This window comes from Pseudomonas sp. AC136, assembly GCF_979258585.1.
This window is the reverse complement of the sequence record NZ_OZ409865.1, coordinates 298437-322577: the sequence shown is the minus strand read 5'-3', so window position 1 is coordinate 322577 and position 24141 is coordinate 298437. Positions and strand designations below refer to the sequence as shown.

Here is a 24141-nt window from a genome sequence, read left to right as displayed (position 1 = left end):
GTCCCGATAACAAAGCGTCACCCAAGCCACCCGCAAACAAAAACAAAACCGGAGCTTTACGATGAACTTCAAACGTACCTTGCTGACCGCCGCCCTGCCCCTGGTGTTTTGCCTGTCCAGCAGCGCCCACGCCCTGAACATCAAATTCGCTGAGGTGCACCCCACCGGTTACCCGCCTGTCGTGGCTGAGCAAGCCATGGGCAAAAAGCTCGAAGAACAATCGGGTGGCGAAATCACCTTCAAAATGTTCGCAGGCGGTGTGCTGGGATCGGAAAAAGAAGTGGTTGAACAGGTGCAGCTCGGCGCCATTCAGATGACCCGTGTAAGCCTGGGCATCGTCGGCCCGGTCGTGCCGGATGTGAACGTATTCAACATGCCGTTTATCTTCCGCGACCAGGCGCACATGCGCGCCGTGATCGATGGCCCGGTTGGCCAGGAGATTCTCGACAAGATCACCAACTCCGACTTCAACCTGGTGGCCCTGGCGTGGATGGATGGCGGCACCCGCAACCTCTACACCAAGAAGCCAGTACGCAAGATGGCGGACCTCAAAGGCATGAAAATCCGCGTACAAGGCAACCCGCTGTTTATCGACACCATCAACGCCATGGGCGGTAATGGCATTGCCATGGCCACCGGTGAAATCTTCACCGCCCTGCAAACCGGCGTGATCGACGGCGCAGAAAACAACCCGCCAACCATGCTTGAACACAACCACTACCAGAACGCCAAGTTCTACACCCTCACTGGCCACTTGATTCTGCCGGAGCCGGTAGTGATCTCGAAAACCACCTGGGAAAAGCTCTCCCCCGAGCAGCAAGCCCTGGTGAAAAAACTGGCCCGCGAAGCGCAGTTTGAAGAACGCAAACTGTGGGATGAAAAATCCGCCAGCAGCGAAGCCAAACTTAAAGCGGCCGGCGTGGAATTCATCACCCTGACCGACGCCGAGAAGAAAGAGTTCGTCGACGCCACCGCGCCAGTCCGTGCGCAATACGGCGCGCCGTACGCCGAGCTCATCAAACGCATCGAAGCCGTTAAATAATCGCGTCCATCCGCAATCCCTGTAGGAGCGGCTTCAGCCGCGATGCTCTTGACCTCAACAGCATCGCGGCTGAAACCGCCCCCACGGTTACCGCAAACAGAAACACTCCCTCACCCTGACAACGCTGCTGGTGAAGTCCCATGAGAAACACGCTGTTGAGCATTAATGACCAGCTGTATCGACTCTGCATCGGCATTGCCGGGCTGTCGATTCTGGTCATGACTCTGATAATTCCCTGGGGCATCTTTGCCCGTTACGTGCTCGGCAGCGGTTCCAGCTGGCCTGAGCCCACGGCCATCTTGTTGATGGTGGTGTTTACCTTTTTCGGCGCCGCCGCCAGCTACCGCGCCGGTGCCCACATGGCTGTGAACATGGCCACCGACCGCATGCCTCCAGCTGCGCGTCAGGTGTTGTCGGTTGTGGTGCAGCTGCTGATGGCGCTGATCTGCGTCTTCATGATTACCAAAGGCGCCAAGCTGTGCGCCGGCACCTGGAACCAGTTTCTGGGTGAAATGCCCGCATTGCGCGTTGGCATCTCTTACCTGCCGATTCCAATTGGCGGCGTGATCACACTGATTTTTGTCTTGGAAAAACTCTTCCTGGGTGACCAGAGCAAGCGTCGCGTCATGAGCTATGACGTTGAAGAACCGATGGAGGCCAAATAATGGACGCGCTCATACTGCTCGGCAGTTTCGTTGTGCTGATCATGATCGGCATGCCGGTGGCGTACGCCCTGGGCCTGTCAGCGCTTATTGGCGCTTTCTGGATCGATATTCCGTTCGATGCCCTGATGATTCAGGTCGCAGGCGGCGTGAACAAATTCTCCCTGCTGGCCATTCCGTTCTTCGTACTGGCGGGCGCAATCATGGCCGAGGGCGGCATGTCCCGGCGCCTGGTGGCGTTGGCAGGCGTGTGCGTCGGCTTCGTGCGCGGCGGTCTGTCGTTGGTCAACATCATGGCCTCGACCTTCTTTGGCGCCATCTCTGGATCGTCGGTAGCGGACACCGCTTCGGTCGGTTCAGTGCTGATTCCAGAAATGGAAAAAGCCGGCTATCCGCGCGAATACTCCACTGCCGTAACCGTCAGCGGTTCGGTACAAGCGCTGCTCACTCCGCCCAGCCACAACTCGGTGCTCTACTCGCTGGCCGCCGGTGGTTCGGTATCCATTGCTTCGCTATTCATCGCCGGTATCGGTCCAGGCCTGCTGCTCAGCGCCGTGATGATGATTCTGTGCATGGTGTTCGCCCGTAAGCGCAACTACCCGAAAGGCGAAGTGATCCCGCTGCGCCAGGCCATTAAAATTGCCGTTGAAGCGCTGTGGGGCCTGATGGCCATGGTCATCATCCTCGGCGGCATTCTGTCGGGCGTGTTCACCGCGACCGAGTCCGCTGCCATTGCGGTGCTGTGGTCGTTCTTCGTGACCATGTTTATCTACCGCGACTACAAATGGCGTGACCTGCCGAAACTGATGCACCGCGCGGGCCGGACCATTTCCATTGTGATGATCCTGATCGGCTTCGCCGCCAGCTTCGGTTACATCCTCACGTTGATGGAAATCCCGACCAAGATCACCACCGCGTTCCTGACCCTGTCAGACAACCGCTACGTGATCCTTATGTGCATCAACGTGATGCTATTGATGCTCGGCACCGTCATGGACATGGCGCCGCTGATCCTGATCCTCACCCCAATTCTGCTGCCAGTGGTAACCGGTATCGGCGTCGACCCGGTGCACTTCGGCATGATCATGCTGGTGAACCTGGGGATCGGCTTGATTACGCCGCCGGTGGGCGCGGTGCTGTTTGTCGGGGCTGCGGTGGGCAAGGTCAGTATCGAATCCACCGTGAAGGCGCTGCTGCCTTTCTACGCTGCGCTGTTCGCTGTGTTGATCGCCGTGACTTACATTCCTGCTATCAGCCTCTGGCTGCCAAGCGTGGTGCTCTAACCCGAACGTACGTCCTGTAGGAGCGGCTTTAGCCGCGATGCTCTTGAACCTCAAAAGCTCGCGGCTAAAGCCGCTCCTACAGTGACCCTCGGTTCCAAATGGATCCTTTTGTTTTAAGCAGCATTGGCCGCCCCCGTTTTCTTAGGTGCGGCCTTTTTTATAAGGATGGTCATGCCTAGCTCCGCCCTCTTCCCCCGCCATATCGCCGTGCTGATTCTGGCCCTGCTGGCCAGCAGCTTCGCCGGCAACCACATCGCCGCGCGCATCGCGTTTGATCACGACACCGGTCTGTTGCTGGCGATTCTCTGTCGCTCGGGCGTGACCACGTTGGTGCTGGCCGGATTGGTGTGGTGGCGGCGTGATTCGTTGCAGCTGCCAGCCGGCACCTGGCCGTGGCAGTTGGCGTTGGGGCTGTTGATCGCCACTCAGAGCTTTTGTGTGTATTCGACCGTGGCGCGTATTCCGGTGGCGTTGGCGCTGTTGATCGTCAACATCGCGCCCATTCTGTTGGTGCTGCTCACTTGGGCGCTGGGCGGCGCACGGCCGACGCCACGGGCCATGTTGCTGATGGGCGTGATTCTGTTTGGCCTGGTATTCGCGCTGGATGTGCCTTCGCGGCTCAACGGCGTGGACGACGGTATCGAGTGGGTCGAAGGCGTGCTGTTCGGTATTGGCGCGGCCATGGTGTTTGCCGTGGCGCTGTGGATTACCGACCACAAACTTGCCGGCATGGTCGGCACCGTGCGCAGCATGTTGACCATGCTCATCGTGTTTTCCAGCGTGGCCATTGCCGGCGTCAGCGGCGTGATGCCGGGCGGCCTCGGCTTGCCCTCGGCGCCCACCGGCTGGGTCGCGCTGGCGTGTTTGGTAGTGCTCTATGGCGTCGCGTTTTCCACCTTGTTCATCTGCATGACGCGCTTGGACATGGCGCGCAACGCGCCCGTGATGAACGTCGAACCGGTGGCCAGCCTGGTGTTCGGCTGGCTGATTCTGGGGCAGTTGCTCAGCCCCGGACAGATCATCGGCGGGCTGATTGTGGTCAGTGGCATTGTGCTGCTGACCTACCGGCGCAGCGGTCCGCGCCGTGGCTGACGCCGCTTATTCCTGGCCGGCCTGGGCGGCTTCGTGGGCCTGACGCAGCCGTTCGCGGCTGTTGGTCAGGTGCAGGCGCACAGCAGCGCGGGCGGCATCGGAATCCTGGCGGGCAATGGCTTCGAAAATCTGCTCGTGCTCACGTTCAAGCCGGGCCATGTAATGGCGCTGATCATCATGGGCCAGGCGCGCCGAATTGATCCGGGTACGCGGAATGATGCTAGTACCCAGGTGGCTCATGATGTCGGTGAAATAGCGGTTGCCGGTGGCTTCGGCAATCAGCAGGTGAAACTGGAAATCCGAGGCCACCGCATCGCCCGAATGGGCCGCGCTTTCGCGCAAGGCATCGAGCACTTCACGCATGGCTTGCAGCTGCGCCGCGGTACGACGCTGCGCCGCCAGGCCAGCGGACTCCACTTCCAGGCTGATACGAAATTCAAGAATGGCCAACACGTCGCGCAGGGTGACGATGGTTGCCGGGTCGATACGAAAACCGCTGGGGCTTGGGGTGTCGAGCACGAAGGTGCCGATGCCGTGACGGGTTTCCACCAGGCCCGAGGCCTGCAAGCGCGACAGGGCTTCGCGCACCACGGTACGGCTGACGCCCTGCGCCTCCATGATTGCCGACTCGGTGGGCAGCTTCTCACCCCGCTTGATCAAGCCATCGCGAATCTGCTGCGACAACTCGGTCACCAACTCTTGAGCGAGGCTGCGATGCTTGCGGCGCACACGTGGCTGGGGGCTTGGGATTTCCATGTCGACGGTCTTTCTCGGCTAACGGGCAGGCGGCCATCATATCCCAGCGGTTGTACGATGACACCCCTGCAAACGCGGCAAATCTGCGGCATAACGACACCAATGCGTACAGCGACGTGCGCCCTTCCCTACAGGCTGATGACCCCATGAATGCTAGCGATCTGGTCAGTATCGAAGACACCTTCACCCGCCTCACCGTAGCCCCTTCCATTGGCGGCAGCCTGGTGGCCTGGAAGCGCCTGAGCGATCAGCTCGATTTGCTGCGCCCATGCCCGCCGGATATCGAAGGTCCACGGCAACTAGGCTGCTACCCATTGGCGCCTTGGTCCAACCGCATCAGCAACGGTGGCTTCGATTGCCCGCAAGGCTGGCTGGCACTGGAACCCAACGCCGCCAACGATCCCTTACCGATTCACGGCAGCGCCTGGCAGCAAGCGTGGCAGCTGGTGGAACACGGTCAGTCGAACCTGGTGCTGCGGCTGGACAGCAGCCTGCCGTTCGCCTACCGCGCCGAACAACATATTCGCCTGAACAACGGACGCCTTAGCATTCAGCTTCAGGTCACTCACCTGGCCGAACAACCGTGCTGGCATGGCCTGGGCTTGCATCCGTATCTACCGCGCACAACAAGCACGCGCTTACAGATTCATGCAGACAAGGTATGGCTGTGTGATGAAGGACGGTTGCCGACCGAACTGACTGAGCTGCCGCCAGCGTGGAATTTCCGCGACGGCGCCTCGCTACCGAACGAGCTGGTGGATAACGGCTTTACCGGCTGGGATGGTCGCGCGTTGATCAGCCAGGCGGATGCTGGCTATGAACTGGAAATGCAGGCGACGGGCAGCGAATTCTTTCTGCTGTTTTGCCCGCTCGATAAACCGTTCTTTTGCGTAGAGCCGGTGAGCCATCCGGTAAACGCGCACCACCTGCCAGGGCGGCCGGGGTTGCGGTTGTTGGCGCAGGGAGAATCGTGTGAGCTGGGGTTTGAAGTGCAGTATCGGGCGTTGGTTTAGGCCGGCCACCGCAGCCCTTGTAGGAGCGAGCTTGCTCGCGAAGCTCTTAACTCTCAAAAGCTTCGCGAGCAAGCTCGCTCCTACGGGATCGGCGAACATTCGCAGTCATTCGCGAGTGCGGTTGGCCGCGATGAATCAAACCCCAATCAAATAGCAGTCGACCCACCATCCACTGCCAACGAATGACCCGTGGTAAACGCGGCGTTGTCGCTGCACAGGTACATCACCGCGGCGGCAATTTCCTCAACCTTGCCGATACGGCCGACCGGGTGCATGGCGGCGACGAAGTTGGCTTTGGTTGGATCGGCCTCGTGGGCACGGCGGTACATGTCAGTGTCGATCACGGCCGGGCACACGGCGTTCACGCGAATTTTCTTCTTCGCATATTCAATCGCTGCCGATTTGGTCAGGCCGATCACGGCGTGTTTCGACGCTGCGTAAATGCTCATCTTCGGCGCAGCGCCAAGGCCGGCCACCGAGGCGGTGTTGACGATGGCCCCGCCACCCTGCGCCATGATCAACGGCAGCTCGTACTTCATGCACAGCCACACTCCTTTGACGTTGACGCCCATGATCGCGTCGAACTCGGCTTCGTTGCCTTCAGCCACGCGGCCTTTTTCGATTTCGATTCCGGCGTTGTTGAATGCGTAATCCAGACGGCCATATGCCTCGACCACACCGGCCATCAGCGCTTGTACTTCCGCGTCTTTGGTTACGTCGCAGCGGATAAACGTGGCGTCGCCGCCGGCATCGCGAATCAACTGCACCGTGCCTTCGCCGCCCGCCACGTCCACATCCGACACCACTACTTTCAGGCCTTCGGCCGCGTAAGCCTGCGCTGTTGCTCGGCCAATGCCGTTGGCACCGCCGGTGACCAGAGCAACCTGGCCGGAGAAAGTCATGCCCATTCCCTTATCCCTCTTTAGTGGTATCGAATTGTTATGGCTGGCAAGTCTAGCCAGCCCCACGCACCGCGCGTCAGCACTATTTAAGGCCGCGAGTAGCCGTAATCCAGCGCAGTGATAAAGCACGGCGGCCGACCATTTAGCAGATGGATAAGCCTGCATTCCGCTAACGATCAAACCTTGCCCTTGGGCCGACGGAGGTCTATCACCACTGTTTCCCTGCCACGAGTGAATGCCATGACCACACAACTCAATCGCCAATTCCTGCTCGCCCAACGTCCCGTGGGCCTGCCGAGCCGCGACACGTTCAGCTATGTGGAAAACGCAGTCGGCGAGCCCGGCCCTGGTCAGATTCTGGTGAAAAACGAATACCTGTCTCTGGACCCGGCCATGCGCGGCTGGATGAACGACGCCAAGTCGTACATTCCGCCGGTGGGCATTGGCGAAGTGATGCGCGCGCTGGGCGTGGGCAAAGTGATCGCCTCGCAAAACGACAAATTCCCGGTCGGCACTTACGTAAACGGCGCACTGGGTGTGCAGGACTATTTCCTCGGCGAGCCCAAAGGCTTCTATCCGGTAGACCCTAATCGCGCGCCCCTGCCGCTGTACCTCTCGGCATTGGGCATGACGGGCATGACCGCCTACTTCGCTTTCCTGGATGTGGGCCAGCCAAAAGAAGGCGACACCGTGGTCATTTCCGGCGCGGCCGGTGCAGTGGGCAGCGTGGTCGGCCAGATCGCCAAGATCAAAGGCTGCCGCGTGGTCGGCATCGCGGGCGGCGCCGAGAAGTGCAAGCTGCTCATAGACGAGCTCGGTTTTGACGGCGTCATCGACTACAAAAACGAAGACCTGCACGCGGGCCTGAAACGTGAATGCCCGAAAGGCGTCGATGTGTATTTCGATAACGTCGGCGGCGAAATTCTTGACGCCGTGCTGACCCGCATCGCGCCGAAAGCACGCATCGTCATCTGTGGTGCCATCAGCCAGTACAACAACAAAGAAAACGTAAAAGGTCCGGCCAATTACCTGTCGCTGCTGGTCAACCGCGCACGCATGGAAGGCTTCGTGGTCATGGACTACGCCAGCCAATTCGCCGACGCCGCCAAAGAAATGGGCGGTTGGATGGCAGCCGGCAAGTTGAAGAGCAAGGAAGACATTGTCGACGGGCTGGAAACCTTCCCAGAGACCCTGCTGAAACTGTTCAGCGGTGAAAACTTCGGCAAGTTGGTGTTGAAGGTCAGCTAATTTAAAGCACCAATGCCCAATAAAAAAGCCTGGTGGCGGGTGACCGCGACCAGGCTTATGTTCGGATAATTACCGATCAGTAGACGACTAAAGCGTGTGTGACGGTGCCGATACCATTTTTTTTGACACTTTCACGGTTTCAATTTTTTTGACTGCCAAGTTGTTGGATAGCTTACGGGACAGCGCGGCAACCACGCCTTTCTGTGAAGTAGCGCCTCCCACCGCTGATGAGTCTCTCAACACAGTGATTTTTGCGGTTCTAGTTGTATAGTCGTTAGGCGTGACAAACTGGCCAGCGACGTATTCCAGCCGACCACCGCCGAGATCCTTGAGCAGCAATGTATTCACTGGGTACTTTTGCAGCAGTTTATTGGCTTTAACCTGTGAACCGGAGTTGTTAGCCGAGTCGACGACTATTCGGTTCTGATATTTGGCTGGAACGTAACTCAGCTTTCCATCGTTCTGACGTTTCCAACCAATCAGTGATGAATTGGTTTTTTTAGCTTCCAGTGAGTTCATATAAATCCCAGGGTCGGCCACGTCGCCTTTACTTAACTCGCCCCAGCGCGGATGAAACTTCCCTGTCTCAAAATCTTGAAAGGCTGGGGTCAGGTTATAGACCCTTGAATTATCGATACCCGCTAATTCTTGGAGTGTCGGAATTAGGCGGCCGTTATGTTCGGAAATTGTTGTATGAAGCGCACCGAATGAACCGATCGTTCCCGGTCCGTTCAGACCTGGTAGTTTTTTTATGTTCCACGCCATGTATTTGTTGCGAAAATCCCTGTCGTAGTCGGGTCCAGTAAGCTCCTTTCGGCGAACATCAATAGTCTGAACCATTAAATCACCACGCTGACCACGCAGTTCGGTAATCAGGTTATCGACAATCGTCTTGCTGTTACTACTATCCAGCTTACCTGCGTTGTGAGCACTTTGTAACTGACCGGCAATTATCGCCAGACCGGTGCGACCGACACCTGCCGTACAATGCACGGCCACGCACTTATCATTTGCTTTGGCTTGATCAATAGCGCCGTTGAGTTCGGTCGCAACCGCGTTCAGCCAGTCAGTTCCTTTGGCCTCATGATCATTTACCGGCGTATTAAGATAATCCACGGTATTTTTCACAGACGTGCCGTCAGGGTGGGTCATCGTTACAACTAACTTACCGCTACTTGCCTCTTCTATCGCGTGGTGAGTCTGTTTATTCAATAATTGAAATTCCGCTGTCCGGCCATCCAAAACGAAAGGTTTGGTAGGAGCGTCGGTCGGGCGATAATCAACTAGCCCATGCCGCGAGGCATCTGACACATTGGTTAAATCAACAATCGTATGAATTTGGCTTGGCGATCTCGATCACGGGCACGCCATTGACGGCGCTGGATACCGTGGCGCCGGTGCTGCGATCCAGCAAAATTTCTGCGGTGGCCCAACTTGGAACAGCGGCCACCCACATAGAAAGTGCGAGATGCTTAATCGAAAAAGCCGGCGGTTTAGGTGCAACTGCACTAGCAGCAGGCCCCTGCCGCTGCCCAGGTTTGCGTTGGGCAGTAGCGATTTCGGCGACCGGAATTAAAAAACCTAAGGGTTTGCTGAAGATGAGGCGAAAACAATGTTTGTTCATAATGAGCTCAAGTTAAATAATCGTGATTTTGATTGCAGAAACCGGTTCTATATAAGCCGCCCTCCGCAACGCTAGTCGCCTTCTTCTTTTTGTTTAGGCGAAACTTTCGGGCTCGCCGACGAAGCCTCGCTCTTGCTTTGCTGCTTTATTTTTTGTTGGTTTTCCTTTAATTCCCGCGCGATTTTCTCCTCAAGTAATAACTTTTCGCGCCGGTCCGACTCCTGCTCGATAGGAGTTACACCTGAGGGATAATAAGATGTCGGTTTATCGGCACTAGCGGGGAGGAACACAAGAAGGGTAAAGCCCCCCACAGCAACGCCTGCGGCGTACTTTCGCAGCCACTCCTGACAACTCACGGTGAAAATATAAGACTTCCAGCTTTTTATATGCACGGCAGCAGTTCTATGCGGCGAAGAATAAAACTAAAGCTACGCCAAACAAGACAACACGTGTGCAAGGGGCGACCGTGCCAAATGTATGAAACCTCCCTTAAAACAAGGGAAACGAATAAAACTACCGGCTGTTATTTATTTCAGCAGAAAAATCGTACATAACGAAGTATTGTTTCTACAACAAGTAACGTACATTCATCGAGCGCAATGACCCTATCTTTCACGACTATAAATAAAAAAGGCCCGCAGCATGCGGGCCTTTTTATTTGTAGTCGTAAGTTATGCAGCGTTGGCTTCCATGGATTGCCGCATGGCCAGCGCATCTTTTGGCAAATGCCGCGCGGCCTGAATCAATGCCAACAGGGTCAGCAGCATCGCGATCGGTATAAGGTACATCGCGTCGTGCAAGCCAACCGCTTTAAACGCCTCGCTCATTTCGGCAGCACCTGCGGCATACATCGCTGAATGCGCGAAATGGTCGGACAGCCAACCAACCACGACTGGACCAAGCCCACCACCGAGCAGGTACAGACCGGCAAAAAAAAGTGCCATCGCGGTTGCACGCAGTCGCGGTTCGATTACGTCTTGAATCGAGGTGTAAACACAGGTGTAGAAGTTGTAGGAAAACAACCAACCGAGACTAAAAATTGCCACGAATAAGGCAATACTTCCGGCACCAAGCGATAAAGCCCAGCCTGTCGCGACCGTAGAAATGGCCAGCGACGCCGCAGCCATCCACAGACGACCACGCTCGGAACGTTGGTGCGCCTTGTCGGCAAACCAGCCGCCGACCGTCAAGCCAACAAGCCCGGTAATGCCGACAATAATGCCGGTAGCAACCGCGGCCTGCCCCAGCGGCATCAGGAAATAGCGCTGCAGCATCGGCACCATGAACGAGTTACAGGCATAGGTTGCGAAGTTGAAGCACAGCCCGGCGACCACCAACCACCAGAATGTACGGATGCTCAACACTTTGCGCACCGGGCGATCGACCTTGACCGCCGCCACTTGCACCACCTCGGCCGCGCCACGCTGTGGTTCGCGGATGAAGAACATGAAGACAGCCAGGATCATGCCCGGAACGGCGGCGATGAAAAACGGCGCTCGCCAACTGCCAAAGGCTTCCACCATCGCACCGATGGTAAAGAAGGCGAGCAACAATCCCAACGGCAGGCCCAACATGAAAATGCCCATGGCACGGGCGCGCTTGTTGGCGGGAAAGAGATCGCCGATCAGCGAGTTGGCGGCAGGCGCGTAACTGGCTTCACCGATGCCAACGCCCATGCGCACCAGAAGAAAGCTCCAAAACCCCGAAACGAATCCGTTAACCGCTGTAAGACCGCTCCATACCATCAGTCCCCAGCCCATGATTTTGCTGCGCGAACCTGTGTCGGCCATGCGCCCCAACGGCACGCCGGCGATCGCGTAGACGATGGTAAAAGCGGTGCCAATCAGGCCGAGCTGCAGGTCGCTCAGGCTCCATTCATGGCGCAAGGGCTCGATGATGATCGCCGGAATGCTGCGGTCGAAGAAATTGAACAGGTTCGCAAGGAACAGCAAAAACAAGACACGCCAAGCATTGGCCGCCTGAGTAGCACTGGACATAAAGGAGTTCTCTTTTGTTGTTCTTATCTACGCTGACATCGCCGCTACGCAAAACACTGTAGGACAAAGCCCGAGGGTCCAATCTAGAGCCTCTGGGAAGCGGTGTCTGTGAACATTCGTAAACCTTATGTAACGCGATTTTTTCTCGCTTTCTGCGCCGAGCCTTGGTGGCACGCGGCGGTTACCGCTGGTCGAAACGGCTTGCCAGACTTCTACGATATATCTTACGTTATATCTTAGAAACCCGAGACGAGAGTAAAACGATGAGAGACCACCATCACCATCCGTTCCATATGCGTGAAACCGATGAGTTTGAACGCCGCCCCGGTGGGCGTGGCGGACGCGGACCACGGGTGTTTGCACCAGGCGATTTGAAACTGTTGTTGTTGGCGCTGATCGCTGAACAACCCAGCCACGGCTACGACCTGATCCGTAGGATCGAAGACATGTTTGAAGGCGCATATGCCCCAAGTCCAGGGGTTATTTACCCGACGCTGACCTTCCTTGAGGAAAGCGACCTAATTGCCGGCGATGCGCAGCACGGCAAAAAGCTTTATAGCGCGACCGACGCTGGCCGTGCCTCGCTTGCCGAGCAGCAAGTGGCACTGGACGGCCTGAGGGTGCGCTTGGAAGTCAGTAAACGCTCAATGCGCGGCCATGACCGGCCGGCACAAATTCACGAGGCGGTGCATAACCTGCGGCACGCGTTGCAGCTGCACCATGGGCAATGGAGCGAGGCGGAAATCATCCGTGTGCGCGATTTGCTGAATGCCGCCGCCACCGCCATCGCTGCCGGTCCAAACTCGGCCCAAACCAACCCGGAGAGTGCGCAATGACACAACCCAATGCAGCGGGCATTCACCGCGTTATGCATGAAATCAAACGTCGTCGTCTGGATGTGATCCGCGTGACCGAGCTGACCCCACATATGCGCCGCATCACCCTTGGCGGCCCGGACCTAGCGGGTTTTATCAGTTTGGGAAGCGACGACCATATAAAACTGTTTTTCGCCCAGACACCGGAGCAACAAGCGGCGCTGGAAGCGCTCCACGCTGGAGTGGAAACCGAGGGGCCCAAGCCGGCGATGCGCGACTACACGCCGCGCCGTTACGACGCGGCGGCGGGCGAGTTGGATATCGATTTCGTGCTGCACGGCGACGGCCCCGCCTCGACGTGGGCAGAACAGGCGGCACCGGGCCAGCACCTGTATGCCGGGGGGCCACGCGGTTCGATGATCGTGCCCGATATGTTCGACAGCTACTTACTGATCGGCGACGAAACCGCTCTGCCCGCTATCGCACGGCGCCTAGAGGAACTACCGGCCGGGCGTCAGGTGCAGGCATTGATCGAAGTGGCCGACGCCGCCGAGCAGCAAACCTTGCGCAGCGCGGCGAACGTGACGGTGCAATGGTTGCACCGAGACCAGGGAGAAAATCTGCTCAGCGCGGTGAAAACCATCACGCTGCCGAGTGGCTCGCTGTACACCTGGATCGCCGCGGAGTCGGCAACATCGCGTCGCGTGCGTCGCGTACTGCTCAATGACTTCGGTGTTGACGAGAACTTTCTGAAGGCCGCTGGCTATTGGAAGCTCGACAGCACTACTGAGGACTAAGCATCCCGGCGCTGCGCCATTGCGAAAGCCAGGCCAGGGAAGCGTCGGTGCCCTCGCTGGGGCGGTATTCCGCACTCAGCCAGCCCGTGTATCCGGCCTGGCGCAACGCCTCCAAGGCCGAGGCGAAATCAATGCTGCCGGTGCCTGGCTGATTGCGGCCAGGACAGTCGGCGAACTGTACGTGGCCAATCACTCCTGCCAAATCGGCAATTGCCTGAGACAAATCCAGGCCCTGGCGCGCCATGTGGTAAAGGTCGAGCTGGGCGGCGAAATTCTCGTGATTCACGGCGTTGACTAGCGCGCGCAATTGCTCCGGCGTATTGATTAAGAAGCCTGGCATATCCAGGGGATTGATCGCCTCGCTGAGCACTTTAATTCCCAAAGGCCGGAAGGCTTCGGCTGTCATCCGCACGTTATCGACGAGCGTCGCAAGCGCTTGGTCGCGGCTCACGCCTTGAGCCAGGCGCCCTGGCAACACGTTGACACATTGCGGGCGCACCATGGCAGCGTAGGTAAGCGCCTCCTGCAAAGCCTGGGCAAACGCCTCGCGACGCTCGGGCACGGCGGCCAGGCCTGGGCCGCCAGAGGCAAGGTCGGGCGCAGCGATGTTGAGTAGTAGCAACGGCAGCCCGGCAGCTGCCAAGGCTTCCTTGAACTGAATAGCCGGGGCTTCATAGGGATATTGCACTTCGACGCCTGAAAAACCCGCCGCAGCGGCAGCGCCGATACGCTTGAGCAGCGGTAGCTCGGTGAACAGCAGGGAGATATTGGCCGCGACGTTCATCAATGCTTCTCCCGGTACAGTTCGATAAGCGTTGCCGGGTCGCGCTCAAGATTGCCGACGTTGCTGCCATGCAAGCGCATCAGTTGCGCAGCCAATGCGCTGATCGGGGTACTTGAGTCATGCTCACGAGCAAGTTTCACGGAGGTATCCAAGTCTTTCAGTAAGGTGCGCACATGCCACTTGATGGGCTCGAATTGGCTCGCGGCCATTTGCGGTGCGAGAATTTGCAGCGGCTTGGAATCAGCAAAACCACCGGCCAAAGCTGAAGCCAGCACACCCGCATCGACGCCGGATTTTTCCGCTAGCGCGACGACTTCGGCTATCACCAGCGCATTGCAGGAAACGATCATTTGATTGCATACCTTGGTGACTTGGCCCGCCCCTACGGAGCCCATGCGGGTGAGACGCTGTCCCAGGTTCATCAGAACAGGGCGAACGCGCTCAATGTCTGCCTCGCGCCCACCGGCCATGATGGTCAACGTGCCTGCCTCTGCACCGGCCACGCCTCCCGATACCGGTGCGTCCAGCCAATGCATGCCAGTACGGCTTTCCAATTCAGCGGCCATTTCCCGGGTGGCGGCAGGTTCCAGGCTGGAGAAATCGACAAGTAACTGCCCCGCTTTCGCGCCGTCGATTACGCCGTTTTCGCCGAACACGACCTTGCGCACCACGCGCGTATCGGCGAGGCACAACATCACCACATCGGCGTGAGCGCACAGCTCGGCAGGGGTGCTGACTTGGCGGGCACCGGCGGCTGCCAGCGGCGCGCATTTCTCCGGTGAACGGTTCCAGACGGTCAACGTGTAGCCGGCCGACAACAACCGCTGACACATGGGCAGCCCCATCAGGCCGATGCCGGCGAAAGCAATAGAAGGAAGGGACGCGTTCATCGCAAGACTCCAACGGCGGCAGAAAACGGGCATCTTAACGCTCGCCCTGTATCGCCGGCACCCCCAATAAAAAAGCCCCGCACAGGGCGGGGCTTTTTCTGTTGGCTTAAATCGAATGCTTAGAAACGCTCGATTTTGGCCTTGGCTTCCAATTCGGCGCGGAACGCAGCGAAATCTTGCTGGCCGCTGCGTGAAGCGAGGAAGCGGCGGTACATCGCCTTATCTTCTTCGCTCAAGCTTTCTTTCGGCTCGCTGACACCTTTGAGCTGCACGACGACATAGTCGCCGTTGGCCAGGGTGACGCCGGTGAAGGTGGGTTTGTCGGCCGATTCCGGTTTGCTCATGCGAAACAGCGCCTGCAACACGGAAGGTTCGATACCTTCCTGGCTACGGGTTGCAGCTTCCACGACCTTCCAGTCTTGCTGACCTTTGGCCTGAGCGACTGGGGTTTTGCCCTCGCGCAGATCAGCCACCATCGCCTTGCCTTTGGTTTCCACCGCCTCAGCGGCGCGCAATTGAATCAAGTGCTCGCGAATCGCAGCGGTGACTTTTTCAAGCGGCTGCTGCTCGGGCTTTTTGTGCTCTTTGACGCGCACAATCACCACGGTGTCGGGATCGAGTTCGATGGCTCCGCTGTTCGAGCCTTCTTCCAACACTTCCGGGCTGAACGCTGCCTGCAACACCTGACGGTTCGCGGTCAGACCCTCTCCCCCTTCGCGACCGAACGGCGCGCTGGTTTGCACCTGCAGGCCCTGTTCTTGCGCGGGTTGGCTGAGGTCCGACGCTTCGAATGCGGAGTCTTCGAGCGCCTTGCTGGCCTCAACGAATTTCTGCTCAACCTGCGCGGTTTTCAGCTCGCGGGTCAGTTTATCTTTCAAGCTGGCCAGGGTCGGTATTTCCGGTGCCTGCACGCCCAGCAACTTGATGATGTGCCAGCCGAAACTGCTGCGTACCGGGGCCGAAACAGCGCCTTTATCCAACGCATAGAGTGCTTCTTCGAAGGCGGGATCGTAGACACCTTTACCGGCATAGCCGAGGTCGCCACCGCTAGCCTTGGAACCAGGATCTTCGGACAGCTCTTTGGCCAACTTGGCGAAATCTTCGCCTTTGTCCAGACGCTGCTTGATCTCATCAATCTTCGCTTTGGCCTGCTCGTCGGTTTGCTTGTCGGTCACTTCGATAAGAATGTGCGCGGCCTCGCGTTGCTCAGCGAGGTTGGCAATTTCTTTCTCGTACGCGGCTTGGAGGTCTTCATTGCTGACCTCCACCTTGCTGAAGAACGCTTCTTTCTTCAGCTCGATATAATCAAGAACGACCTGTTCCGGACTCATGAACTGACTGGCGTTTTCGTCGTAGTAGGCTTTGATTTCATCGTCAGAAAGCTTCACCGCTTTGGGATCCGCCTTGAGCGTCAACGTCGCGAAGTCACGGGTCTGTTTTTCCAGACGGGCGAAGTTTTGCACTTCTTCGTCAGTCACAAAGCCGCTACCGGACACGCCTGCACGCAACTGGCCGATGAGCATTTCTTGCTCAAGCATTTGACGGAACTGGAGACGGGTGTGCCCCATCTGCCGAATAACCTGGTCGAAACGGTCGGAGTTGAATTTGCCGTCTACCTGGAACTCTGGGGTGTTCAGAATCAACTGATCCAGAGCGGGCTGGGAAAATGCGAAATGTGCGTCTTTGGTGCTCTGCAGCAGCAGTTTGCGCTCGATCAAACTTTTCAAAGCTGCTTCACGCAGCAGTTTATCGTCGAGCAGCGAAGCGTCGAAATCTTTACCGAGGCGTTGCATCAACTGGCGACGCTGGGCTTCCATCGCCTGGCTCAGTTCGTTTTGGCTTACTTCTTCACCATTGACCTTGGCAGCCTGTTGCGCGGTGCTTTGAGAAGTGAAAATAGCCTCAATGCCCGTGAATGCCATTAAGGCAACGATGACACCGATGATGGTCTTGGCAATCCAGCCTTGTGAATTGTCCCTGATGTTCTGCAGCATGCGTCCCCCAGAAACGACCGTACTGAAATAAGCGGCCGTGGAGCGTGGGTAGAATCCGGATAGAAGAAAGGCGCATCCGAGGATGCGCCTTCTCGTAGCTGGCGGGGCGATCAAGGCTCCTATCGAACCTCGTTGCGCGGAGCCGGTAATCTAACCAGCTCTGCTCTACCGCCTCGCGACTCGGCCAGCATTACGCTGGCCGAGGTGGGCAAAACCAGAAAGACGCTTAGTTAACGGCGTCTTTCAGAGCTTTACCAGCTTTGAAGCCTGGGATCTTAGCAGCAGCGATGCTGATCGGCTTACCAGTCTGTGGGTTACGGCCAGTACGAGCAGCGCGCTCTTTAACAGCGAAAGTACCGAAGCCTACCAGTACAACCGAATCACCAGCCTTGAGAGCGCCAGTTACGGATTCGATTACTGCGTCCAGCGCACGGCCAGCTACAGCTTTCGGGATATCAGCAGATGCAGCGATAGCATCAATCAGTTCCGACTTGTTCACTCTAAGTCCCCTTATTCCTGTTTGAGTTTATTTCTTAATTTTTGGGTGAAAGCAAAAACGGTGCTGGAAGGCCATTTGGCACAAGAAGAGCCGCTTTATAACAAGGGCTCTAAAAATGTGTCAAGGAAGCCCCCCGGCTAATGCGTGCTAATTCGCTCCTTGGAATCAGTCTCGCGCTTGTCATCCTTTGCAACCATCTCCGGAGCCGCATCGGGCAAGGGCTCCGGCGCGTATTGCAGCGCAATTTGCAGGACCTCGTCAATCCATTTAACCGGTTTAATCTGCAAGTCAGCCTTAATATTCTCTGGAATCTCTTTCAGATCACGAACGTTCTCTTCGGGAATAATCACAATCTTGATTCCACCGCGATGAGCCGCAAGAAGTTTTTCTTTCAAGCCGCCGATTGCGAGAACTTGACCGCGCAAAGTGATCTCGCCGGTCATGGCCACATCTGCTCGAACCGGTATTTGCGTAAGCGCTGAAACCAGGGCCGTACACATGCCTACGCCAGCGCTGGGACCATCTTTAGGGGTCGCCCCTTCGGGCATGTGAATGTGGATATCGCGCTTCTCATGGAAGTCGAGCGCTACACCCAGACTCTTGGCCCGACTGCGGACCACGGTGAGCGCTGCGGTAATGGATTCCACCATTACATCGCCCAAAGAACCGGTCTTGATCAACTGGCCTTTGCCCGGCACCACAGCCGCTTCAATCGTGAGCAGCTCGCCGCCAACTTGGGTCCACGCAAGCCCGGTGACCTGCCCAATCTGATCCTGCTGCTCGGCCAGTCCGTAGCGGTATTTACTGACGCCGAGGAAGTGCTCGAGCGAGTCAGCAGCCACGACGACTTTCATACGCTTCTCACGGAAATGCTCTTTAACAGCCTTCCGGCAAACCTTAGCGATCTGACGCTCGAGACTACGGACACCCGCTTCGCGTGTGTAGTAGCGGATCATGTCGCGGATCGCAGCCTCCTCGAATTCAAGCTCACCCTTCTTCAAGCCGTTGGCTTGAAGCTGTTTCGGTGCCAGGTACTTCACCGCGATATTGACCTTTTCGTCTTCCGTATAGCCTGGTAGACGGATCACTTCCATACGGTCCAGCAGAGGCGCTGGAATGTTCATAGAGTTTGCGGTGCAGAGGAACATTACGTCTGAAAGGTCGTAATCAACCTCCAGATAATGGTCGTTAAAGTTGTGGTTTTGCTCAGGATCAAGCACCTCGAGCAGCGCCGAGGCCGGGTCACCACGCATGTCCTGGCCCATCTTGTCGATTTCGTCGAGCAAGAAGAGCGGGTTGCGCACGCCAACCTTCGTCATCTTCTGAATTAGGCGACCTGGCATCGAGCCGATGTATGTACGACGGTGACCACGAATTTCAGCTTCGTCCCGCACGCCGCCGAGCGCCATGCGCACGAACTTGCGGTTGGTGGCATGGGCAATCGACTCAGCCAGCGAGGTTTTACCGACGCCAGGTGGGCCAACAAGACAGAGCACCGGACCTTTCACTTTTTTCACGCGCTTCTGCACGGCGAGATATTCGAGGATGCGCTCTTTTACTTCTTCGAGGCCATAGTGGTCAGCGTCCAGGATGTCCTCTGCCTTGGCGAGATCAAGCCGAACTTTGCTCTCCGCTTTCCATGGAACGTTGACCAGCCAATCGATGTACGAGCGAACCACGGTCGCTTCTGCGGACATAGGCGACATCTGCTTCAGCTTATTCAGCTCAGCCTGTGCCTTGGTGTGTGCTTCTTTCGTAAGGCCGGCATTTTCGACGCGCTTTTTAAGTTCATCGAGTTCGTTATGACCTTCGTCGCCATCGCCCAACTCTTTCTGAATAGCCTTCATCTGCTCATTCAGGTAGTACTCGCGCTGGCTGCGCTCCATCTGCTTTTTAACGCGGCCGCGGATGCGCTTCTCGACCTGCAGCAAATCGATTTCAGCATCCAGCAGAGCCAACACGTGCTCAACCCGCTGGGCGAGCTCAGTTATCTCGAGGATTTCTTGCTTCTGTTCGATTTTCAGCGCCATGTGCGCCGCCATGGTGTCAACCAGGCGGCTGGGCTCATCGATACTATTGAGGGAAGACAAGACCTCGGCCGGCACCTTCTTGCCGAGCTGAACATATTGCTCGAACTGGCTCAGAAGGCTGCGGGTGAAGACTTCCGATTCGCGCTCGGCGGCATCGACCTCTTCAATCAACGCGACCTGCGCACGGCAATGGCCGTCGATCTCGATGAAGCGCTCGATAGCGCCGCGCTGCTCGCCTTCGACCAATACCTTTACTGTGCCGTCGGGCAGTTTCAGCAATTGCAGCACGGTGGCTACGGTACCGACGCGGTAAAGCGCGTCTTCAGCAGGATCGTCATCTGCAGGGTTCTTTTGCGCGACTAGCAAGATCTGCTTGTCACCGCTCATCGCAGCCTCAAGGGCTTCAATAGATTTTTCGCGCCCCACAAACAGCGGGATCACCATGTGTGGGTATACCACGACATCACGCAGTGGCAAGAGAGGCAATTCGACTGTTGTCTTCATGAGTTTCAGCTCTACGGCGGCCATTCGGCCGTAAACAGGTGGGAAATACCCTTGGACCTAAGATGGGGGCAGCCCAAACAAAAAACAAGCGCTCGTTCAGGAAAAGCAAAGGGGCCCGCAGGCCCCTTTGGTTTAACCATGTGACAACCGAGCTTTATGCGTCTGGCGCAGCTTTTGCCGGCGGCTCACTGTTTTCGTAGATCAACAGCGGTTTGGATGTGCCCGCGATTACGCTCTCGTCGATCACCACTTTGCTCACGTCCGTTTGAGACGGGATTTCATACATGGTGTCGAGCAATACGCCTTCAAGAATGGATCGCAGCCCACGGGCGCCGGTTTTGCGCTCCAAAGCCCGGTGAGCAACAGACTTCAGGGCATCCGGGCGGAATTCCAGGTCCACGCCTTCCATCTCGAACAGCTTGGCGTATTGTTTGGTGAGCGCATTTTTCGGCTCGGTGAGAATCTGCATTAACGCAGCCTCATCCAATTCGTCCAACGTCGCGATAACAGGCAAACGACCTACAAACTCAGGAATCAAGCCAAACTTGACCAAGTCATCAGGCTCAACCTGACGCAAGGATTCTCCGACTTTTTTGCCCAAATCGATGCTGCGCACCTCAGCGTTGAAGCCGATGCCGCCTTTGGCCGAACGGCCTTGAATAACTTTCTCAAGACCCGAAAACGCGCCGCCACAAATGAACAAAATGTTGCGCGTATCCACCTGCAGAAACTCCTGCTGCGGATGCTTGCGACCACCTTGTGGCGGAACCGAGGCGACCGTGCCCTCTATCAGTTTCAGCAAGGCTTGCTGCACGCCCTCACCAGAGACGTCACGAGTAATCGACGGGTTATCGGATTTGCGGGAAATTTTGTCGATTTCGTCGATATAGACGATGCCCATCTGGGCCTTTTCTACATCGTAATCACACTTTTGCAGCAGCTTCTGAATGATGTTTTCCACGTCCTCACCGACGTAGCCGGCTTCGGTCAAAGTGGTGGCATCAGCGATGGTGAACGGCACGTTCAGCAAGCGAGCCAGCGTCTCGGCGAGCAGGGTTTTACCCGAGCCGGTCGGACCAATCAGCAGAATATTACTTTTGCCCAGCTCGACATCATCTTTCTTGTCGCGCTGGTTAAGGCGTTTGTAGTGGTTATAAACCGCCACCGCCAACACCTTTTTCGCTCGTTCCTGCCCGATCACATACTGATCAAGGATGGTGCTGATTTCCTTGGGCGCGGGAAGTTTGTGAGCGCTGCTCTCGGCCTGAGCTTCTTGCACCTCCTCGCGGATGATGTCATTGCACAGGTCAACGCACTCGTCGCAGATAAAGACCGAAGGGCCGGCAATCAATTTGCGTACTTCGTGCTGGCTTTTGCCGCAGAAGGAGCAATAAAGCAGTTTGCCGTTGTCCTCGCCGTTGCGGGTGTCAGTCATTCGTTCAATCCAATCCGATAGGCTTGAAACACAAGATGAGGGCAAATGCGGGCATTTTCAAGCCCGCATGGCGGCCATGTATTACTGACCGCTGCCAAAAGGCTTACTGAGCAGCCATTTCCCGCTTGCTCAGAACCTTGTCGATCAGACCGTAATTCACGGCGACTTCGCCGCTCATGAAGTTGTCACGGTCGGTGTCGCGGGCAATCACCTCGATCGGCTGACCGGTGTGGTACGCAAGGATTTGGTTCAGGCGATCACGGATCGTGAGAATTTCACGGGTGTGAATTTCAATGTCCGAAGCCTGGCCCTGGAAGCCACCCAACGGCTGGTGAATCATCATGCGCGAATGCGGCAGGCAGTAACGCTTACCAGCGGCACCGCCAGCCAACAGAAGCGCGCCCATGCTGCAAGCTTGGCCGATGCAGATGGTGGACACGTCCGGCTTGATGAACTGCATGGTGTCGTAGATCGACATACCTGCAGTTACCGAACCGCCTGGCGAATTGATGTAGAGGTGAATGTCTTTGTCCGGATTTTCCGCTTCCAGGAATAGCAGCTGCGCTGCAACCAGGTTGGCCATGTAGTCTTCTACCGGGCCGATGAGGAAAATCACGCGCTCTTTTAGCAAGCGCGAGTAGATGTCATAAGCGCGTTCGCCGCGGGCGGACTGCTCAATGACCATTGGCACCAAACCACCAGCGGCCTGGATGTCATGCGTTTGCGGCATAAAAGGATTACTGGACATGTATCCGACGCTCCCTAGCTTTTGTCATGTCTCAAATACACATAAGCCAGCACGAAGGCTGGCTTATGGTTGCTCGTACGACGTTAGGGTCAGGCTGCTTGTGGAGCTTCTGCCGGCTTGACCGCTTCTTCGTAAGAGACCTGCTTATCGGTCACATTGGCCTTCTGCAGAACAGTATCTACAACTTGTTCTTCCAGTACAACCGAACGCACTTCGTTCAGTTGCTGGTCGTTTTTGTAGTACCAGGACACCACTTGCTCAGGCTCTTGATAGGCCGAAGCCATTTCTTGAATCATCTCGCGAACGCGGGCTTCGTCAGGCTTGAGCTCGAACTGCTTAACCACTTCGGCCACGATCAGACCCAGCACAACGCGACGCTTGGCTTGTTCTTCGAACAGCTCGGCGGGCAATTGGTCAGGTTTAATGTTGCCGCCAAACTGCTGCACCGCTTGTACGCGCAAACGGTCAACTTCGTTGCTCAACAGTGCTTTTGGCACTTCGATAGGATTGGCCGACAGCAGCCCTTCCATCACTTGGTTTTTAACTTTCGATTTGATGGCCTGACGCAGCTCGCGCTCCATGTTCTTGCGAACTTCGGCGCGGAAGCCTTCGAGGCCGCCTTCTTTGATACCGAACAGGGCGAAGAAATCGTCGTTCAGTTCTGGCAGTTTTGGCTCGGCAATGCTGTTCACGGTGACGGTGAATTCGGCTTCTTTACCGGCCAGTTCCAGGTTTTGGTAGTCGGCAGGGAAAGTCAGCTTCAGCACGCGCTCTTCGCCAGCTTTAGCGCCGACCAGACCGTCTTCGAAACCAGGGATCATGCGGCCAGAGCCGATAACCAGTTGAGTGCCTTTGGCCGAGCCGCCAGCGAACGCTTCACCATCTACTTTGCCAACGAAATCGATATTGACCTGGTCGTCTTTCTGAGCGGCACGGTCAGCGGTTTCGAAACGGGTGTTTTGCTTACGCAGGATTTCCAGCATGTTGTCGAGGTCGGCATCAGCGACTTCGGCTTGCAGGCGTTCGATGGCGATACCGTCGAAGCCCGCGACCTGGAACTCAGGGAACACTTCGAAGGTGGCGACGTATTCGAGGTCTTTGCCCTTTTCGAAGGTTTTTGGCTGAACTGCTGGCGCGCCAGCCGGGTTCAATTTCTGCTCGACCACAGCTTCGTAGAAGGTGGCCTGGATCAGGTCGCTCAGGGCTTCCTGACGAGCAGCGTCTTCGTAACGCTGACGGATAACGCTCATCGGCACTTTGCCTGGGCGGAAACCCGGCACTTTGGCACGGCGTGCAGTCTGCTGCAGGCGCTTGTTTACTTCGGTCTCGATGCGCTCAGCAGGAACGCCAATGGTCATACGACGCTCAAGAGCGGAAGTATTTTCAACAGAAACTTGCATGAATATTCCTCGTTGCACAGACGTTAGCCGGCCGTTTCCGGCCCCAGAAATCAAGGGCATGCATTCTAGTGGCGAAAACTCAAGAAGTCACCACACAGTGCGTCAGTCGTGGATTCATAAGGGAATTCCTACATAAGCCGAGCCATGCATGTCGCCCGTGCTTATTAAAGGAAGGAAAATTACACACTGGAAAAACGGGAAACCGGAAAACCGGAAAACAAAAAAGGCAGCCCTTAACGGAGCTGCCTTTTTTGTTCGCCGAGATCAGCGCTAGTTGGTGCGGACGGAGAGACTCGAACTCACCTCCTTAAACTGATCACGCCTGCAGCCCGCATTCCACCGCATCGCGGTAGTGCCTGTGCGCCTATTTCTGTTCCCAGAGTGTTCCCAGGTCTCAGAGCGAGCAGCATGAGAAAACGCCCAATTCGGTGCTTTTGGCCGTTTTATGTTGACCCACGAAATACAGGTAATCTGGGTAATCAATTCAGAAACTACAATAAACTCCTTTATATTCATATAGTTACATAAAACCTAAAAGGTAATTTTTTGGTAATCAGAAGGTAAGCCGCTTACCCAGAAACTGGGGAATAAGTTGCGAAATACAAAGCCTTTAAAATCAGATAGTT

The 24141-nt window shown here is 56.7% G+C and carries 22 protein-coding genes; 8 read left to right on the top strand and 14 right to left on the bottom strand.

Annotated features, from left to right (window positions below; genetic code table 11):
- Positions 1 to 61 precede the first annotated feature (61 nt).
- The 4 genes from ACZZZU_RS01490 (at position 62) to ACZZZU_RS01475 (ending at position 4079) form a co-directional block, all read left to right on the top strand.
- Positions 62 to 1042 (top strand): TRAP transporter substrate-binding protein, encoded by a 981-nt coding sequence (locus tag ACZZZU_RS01490; RefSeq protein ID WP_463382917.1) that lies wholly within the window; start codon positions 62 to 64, stop codon positions 1040 to 1042.
- A gap of 140 nt (positions 1043 to 1182) precedes the next feature.
- Positions 1183 to 1707 (top strand): TRAP transporter small permease, encoded by a 525-nt coding sequence (locus ACZZZU_RS01485; RefSeq protein WP_463539120.1) that lies wholly within the window; start codon positions 1183 to 1185, stop codon positions 1705 to 1707.
- Positions 1707 to 2987: a TRAP transporter large permease gene (locus ACZZZU_RS01480; RefSeq protein ID WP_463549510.1), complete on the top strand. Its 1281-nt coding sequence runs from the start codon at positions 1707 to 1709 to the stop codon at positions 2985 to 2987. Before ACZZZU_RS01485 ends, ACZZZU_RS01480 begins: the two co-directional genes overlap by 1 nt.
- Positions 2988 to 3158: 171 nt before the next feature.
- Complete coding sequence (locus tag ACZZZU_RS01475; RefSeq protein ID WP_463549509.1) at positions 3159 to 4079, top strand: EamA family transporter; 921 nt, start codon at positions 3159 to 3161, stop codon at positions 4077 to 4079.
- A gap of 6 nt (positions 4080 to 4085) precedes the next feature.
- On the opposite strand, the gene ACZZZU_RS01470 is transcribed toward ACZZZU_RS01475, so the two are convergent.
- Complete coding sequence (locus tag ACZZZU_RS01470; RefSeq protein ID WP_463382921.1) at positions 4086 to 4835, bottom strand: FadR/GntR family transcriptional regulator; 750 nt, start codon at positions 4833 to 4835, stop codon at positions 4086 to 4088.
- A gap of 146 nt (positions 4836 to 4981) precedes the next feature.
- Between ACZZZU_RS01470 and ACZZZU_RS01465 the strand changes: the two genes are divergently transcribed.
- Positions 4982 to 5848 (top strand): aldose 1-epimerase, encoded by an 867-nt coding sequence (locus ACZZZU_RS01465; protein ID WP_463549508.1) that lies wholly within the window; start codon positions 4982 to 4984, stop codon positions 5846 to 5848.
- Positions 5849 to 5994: 146 nt separating this feature from the next.
- Here ACZZZU_RS01465 and ACZZZU_RS01460 read toward each other — a convergent pair whose 3' ends face one another.
- Positions 5995 to 6756, bottom strand: a complete 762-nt coding sequence (locus ACZZZU_RS01460; RefSeq protein WP_122495547.1) for an SDR family oxidoreductase — start codon at positions 6754 to 6756, stop codon at positions 5995 to 5997.
- A gap of 234 nt (positions 6757 to 6990) precedes the next feature.
- On the opposite strand from ACZZZU_RS01460, the gene ACZZZU_RS01455 reads away from it, so the two are divergent.
- Complete coding sequence (locus tag ACZZZU_RS01455) at positions 6991 to 7998, top strand: NADP-dependent oxidoreductase (protein WP_463549507.1); 1008 nt, start codon at positions 6991 to 6993, stop codon at positions 7996 to 7998.
- An 87-nt stretch (positions 7999 to 8085) separates the two neighbouring features.
- Here the strand turns inward: ACZZZU_RS01455 and ACZZZU_RS01450 are convergent, their stop codons facing one another.
- The 4 genes from ACZZZU_RS01450 to ACZZZU_RS01435 form a co-directional block, all read right to left on the bottom strand.
- On the bottom strand, positions 8086 to 9309 hold the full coding sequence (locus tag ACZZZU_RS01450) for a phosphatase domain-containing putative toxin (protein WP_463549506.1): 1224 nt from the start codon (positions 9307 to 9309) through the stop codon (positions 8086 to 8088).
- Between the two features lie 10 nt (positions 9310 to 9319).
- A complete protein-coding gene (locus tag ACZZZU_RS01445; protein WP_463549505.1) occupies positions 9320 to 9622 on the bottom strand; it encodes an ESPR-type extended signal peptide-containing protein in 303 nt (100 codons plus the stop codon).
- Positions 9623 to 9693: 71 nt separating this feature from the next.
- Complete coding sequence (locus ACZZZU_RS01440) at positions 9694 to 10014, bottom strand: hypothetical protein (RefSeq protein ID WP_463549504.1); 321 nt, start codon at positions 10012 to 10014, stop codon at positions 9694 to 9696.
- Positions 10015 to 10293: 279 nt separating this feature from the next.
- Complete coding sequence (locus tag ACZZZU_RS01435; RefSeq protein ID WP_122495539.1) at positions 10294 to 11619, bottom strand: spinster family MFS transporter; 1326 nt, start codon at positions 11617 to 11619, stop codon at positions 10294 to 10296.
- A 263-nt stretch (positions 11620 to 11882) separates the two neighbouring features.
- Between ACZZZU_RS01435 and ACZZZU_RS01430 the strand changes: the two genes are divergently transcribed.
- Positions 11883 to 12455 carry a PadR family transcriptional regulator gene (locus tag ACZZZU_RS01430; protein ID WP_463549503.1) on the top strand — a complete coding sequence of 191 codons (573 nt, stop codon included), beginning with the start codon at positions 11883 to 11885 and terminating at the stop codon, positions 12453 to 12455.
- Positions 12452 to 13231 (top strand): siderophore-interacting protein, encoded by a 780-nt coding sequence (locus ACZZZU_RS01425; protein WP_463549502.1) that lies wholly within the window; start codon positions 12452 to 12454, stop codon positions 13229 to 13231. The genes ACZZZU_RS01430 and ACZZZU_RS01425 overlap by 4 nt, the downstream gene beginning before the upstream one ends.
- Here the strand turns inward: ACZZZU_RS01425 and ACZZZU_RS01420 are convergent.
- From ACZZZU_RS01420 to tig, 8 genes are all read right to left on the bottom strand, one after another.
- The gene (locus tag ACZZZU_RS01420) at positions 13218 to 14015 is read right to left on the bottom strand and encodes a hydroxypyruvate isomerase family protein (RefSeq protein ID WP_463549501.1); all 798 of its coding nucleotides are present in this window, start codon (positions 14013 to 14015) and stop codon (positions 13218 to 13220) included. The genes ACZZZU_RS01425 and ACZZZU_RS01420 overlap by 14 nt on opposite strands.
- Positions 14015 to 14905: an NAD(P)-dependent oxidoreductase gene (locus ACZZZU_RS01415; protein ID WP_463552085.1), complete on the bottom strand. Its 891-nt coding sequence runs from the start codon at positions 14903 to 14905 to the stop codon at positions 14015 to 14017. Before ACZZZU_RS01415 ends, ACZZZU_RS01420 begins: the two co-directional genes overlap by 1 nt.
- Before the next feature lie 119 nt (positions 14906 to 15024).
- Positions 15025 to 16899: a SurA N-terminal domain-containing protein gene (locus ACZZZU_RS01410; protein ID WP_463549500.1), complete on the bottom strand. Its 1875-nt coding sequence runs from the start codon at positions 16897 to 16899 to the stop codon at positions 15025 to 15027.
- Positions 16900 to 17125: 226 nt separating this feature from the next.
- A complete protein-coding gene (gene hupB / locus ACZZZU_RS01405) occupies positions 17126 to 17398 on the bottom strand; it encodes a nucleoid-associated protein HU-beta (protein WP_003239952.1) in 273 nt (90 codons plus the stop codon).
- Positions 17399 to 17535: 137 nt separating this feature from the next.
- The gene (gene lon, locus ACZZZU_RS01400; protein WP_122496511.1) at positions 17536 to 19932 is read right to left on the bottom strand and encodes an endopeptidase La; all 2397 of its coding nucleotides are present in this window, start codon (positions 19930 to 19932) and stop codon (positions 17536 to 17538) included.
- A 154-nt stretch (positions 19933 to 20086) separates the two neighbouring features.
- Positions 20087 to 21367 carry an ATP-dependent Clp protease ATP-binding subunit ClpX gene (gene clpX / locus ACZZZU_RS01395; protein ID WP_122495527.1) on the bottom strand — a complete coding sequence of 427 codons (1281 nt, stop codon included), beginning with the start codon at positions 21365 to 21367 and terminating at the stop codon, positions 20087 to 20089.
- 103 nt (positions 21368 to 21470) lie between these two features.
- Positions 21471 to 22115, bottom strand: a complete 645-nt coding sequence (gene clpP / locus ACZZZU_RS01390) for an ATP-dependent Clp endopeptidase proteolytic subunit ClpP (protein ID WP_463549499.1) — start codon at positions 22113 to 22115, stop codon at positions 21471 to 21473.
- 89 nt (positions 22116 to 22204) lie between these two features.
- Positions 22205 to 23515: a trigger factor gene (gene tig, locus ACZZZU_RS01385; RefSeq protein ID WP_463382938.1), complete on the bottom strand. Its 1311-nt coding sequence runs from the start codon at positions 23513 to 23515 to the stop codon at positions 22205 to 22207.
- Positions 23516 to 24141 lie beyond the last annotated feature (626 nt).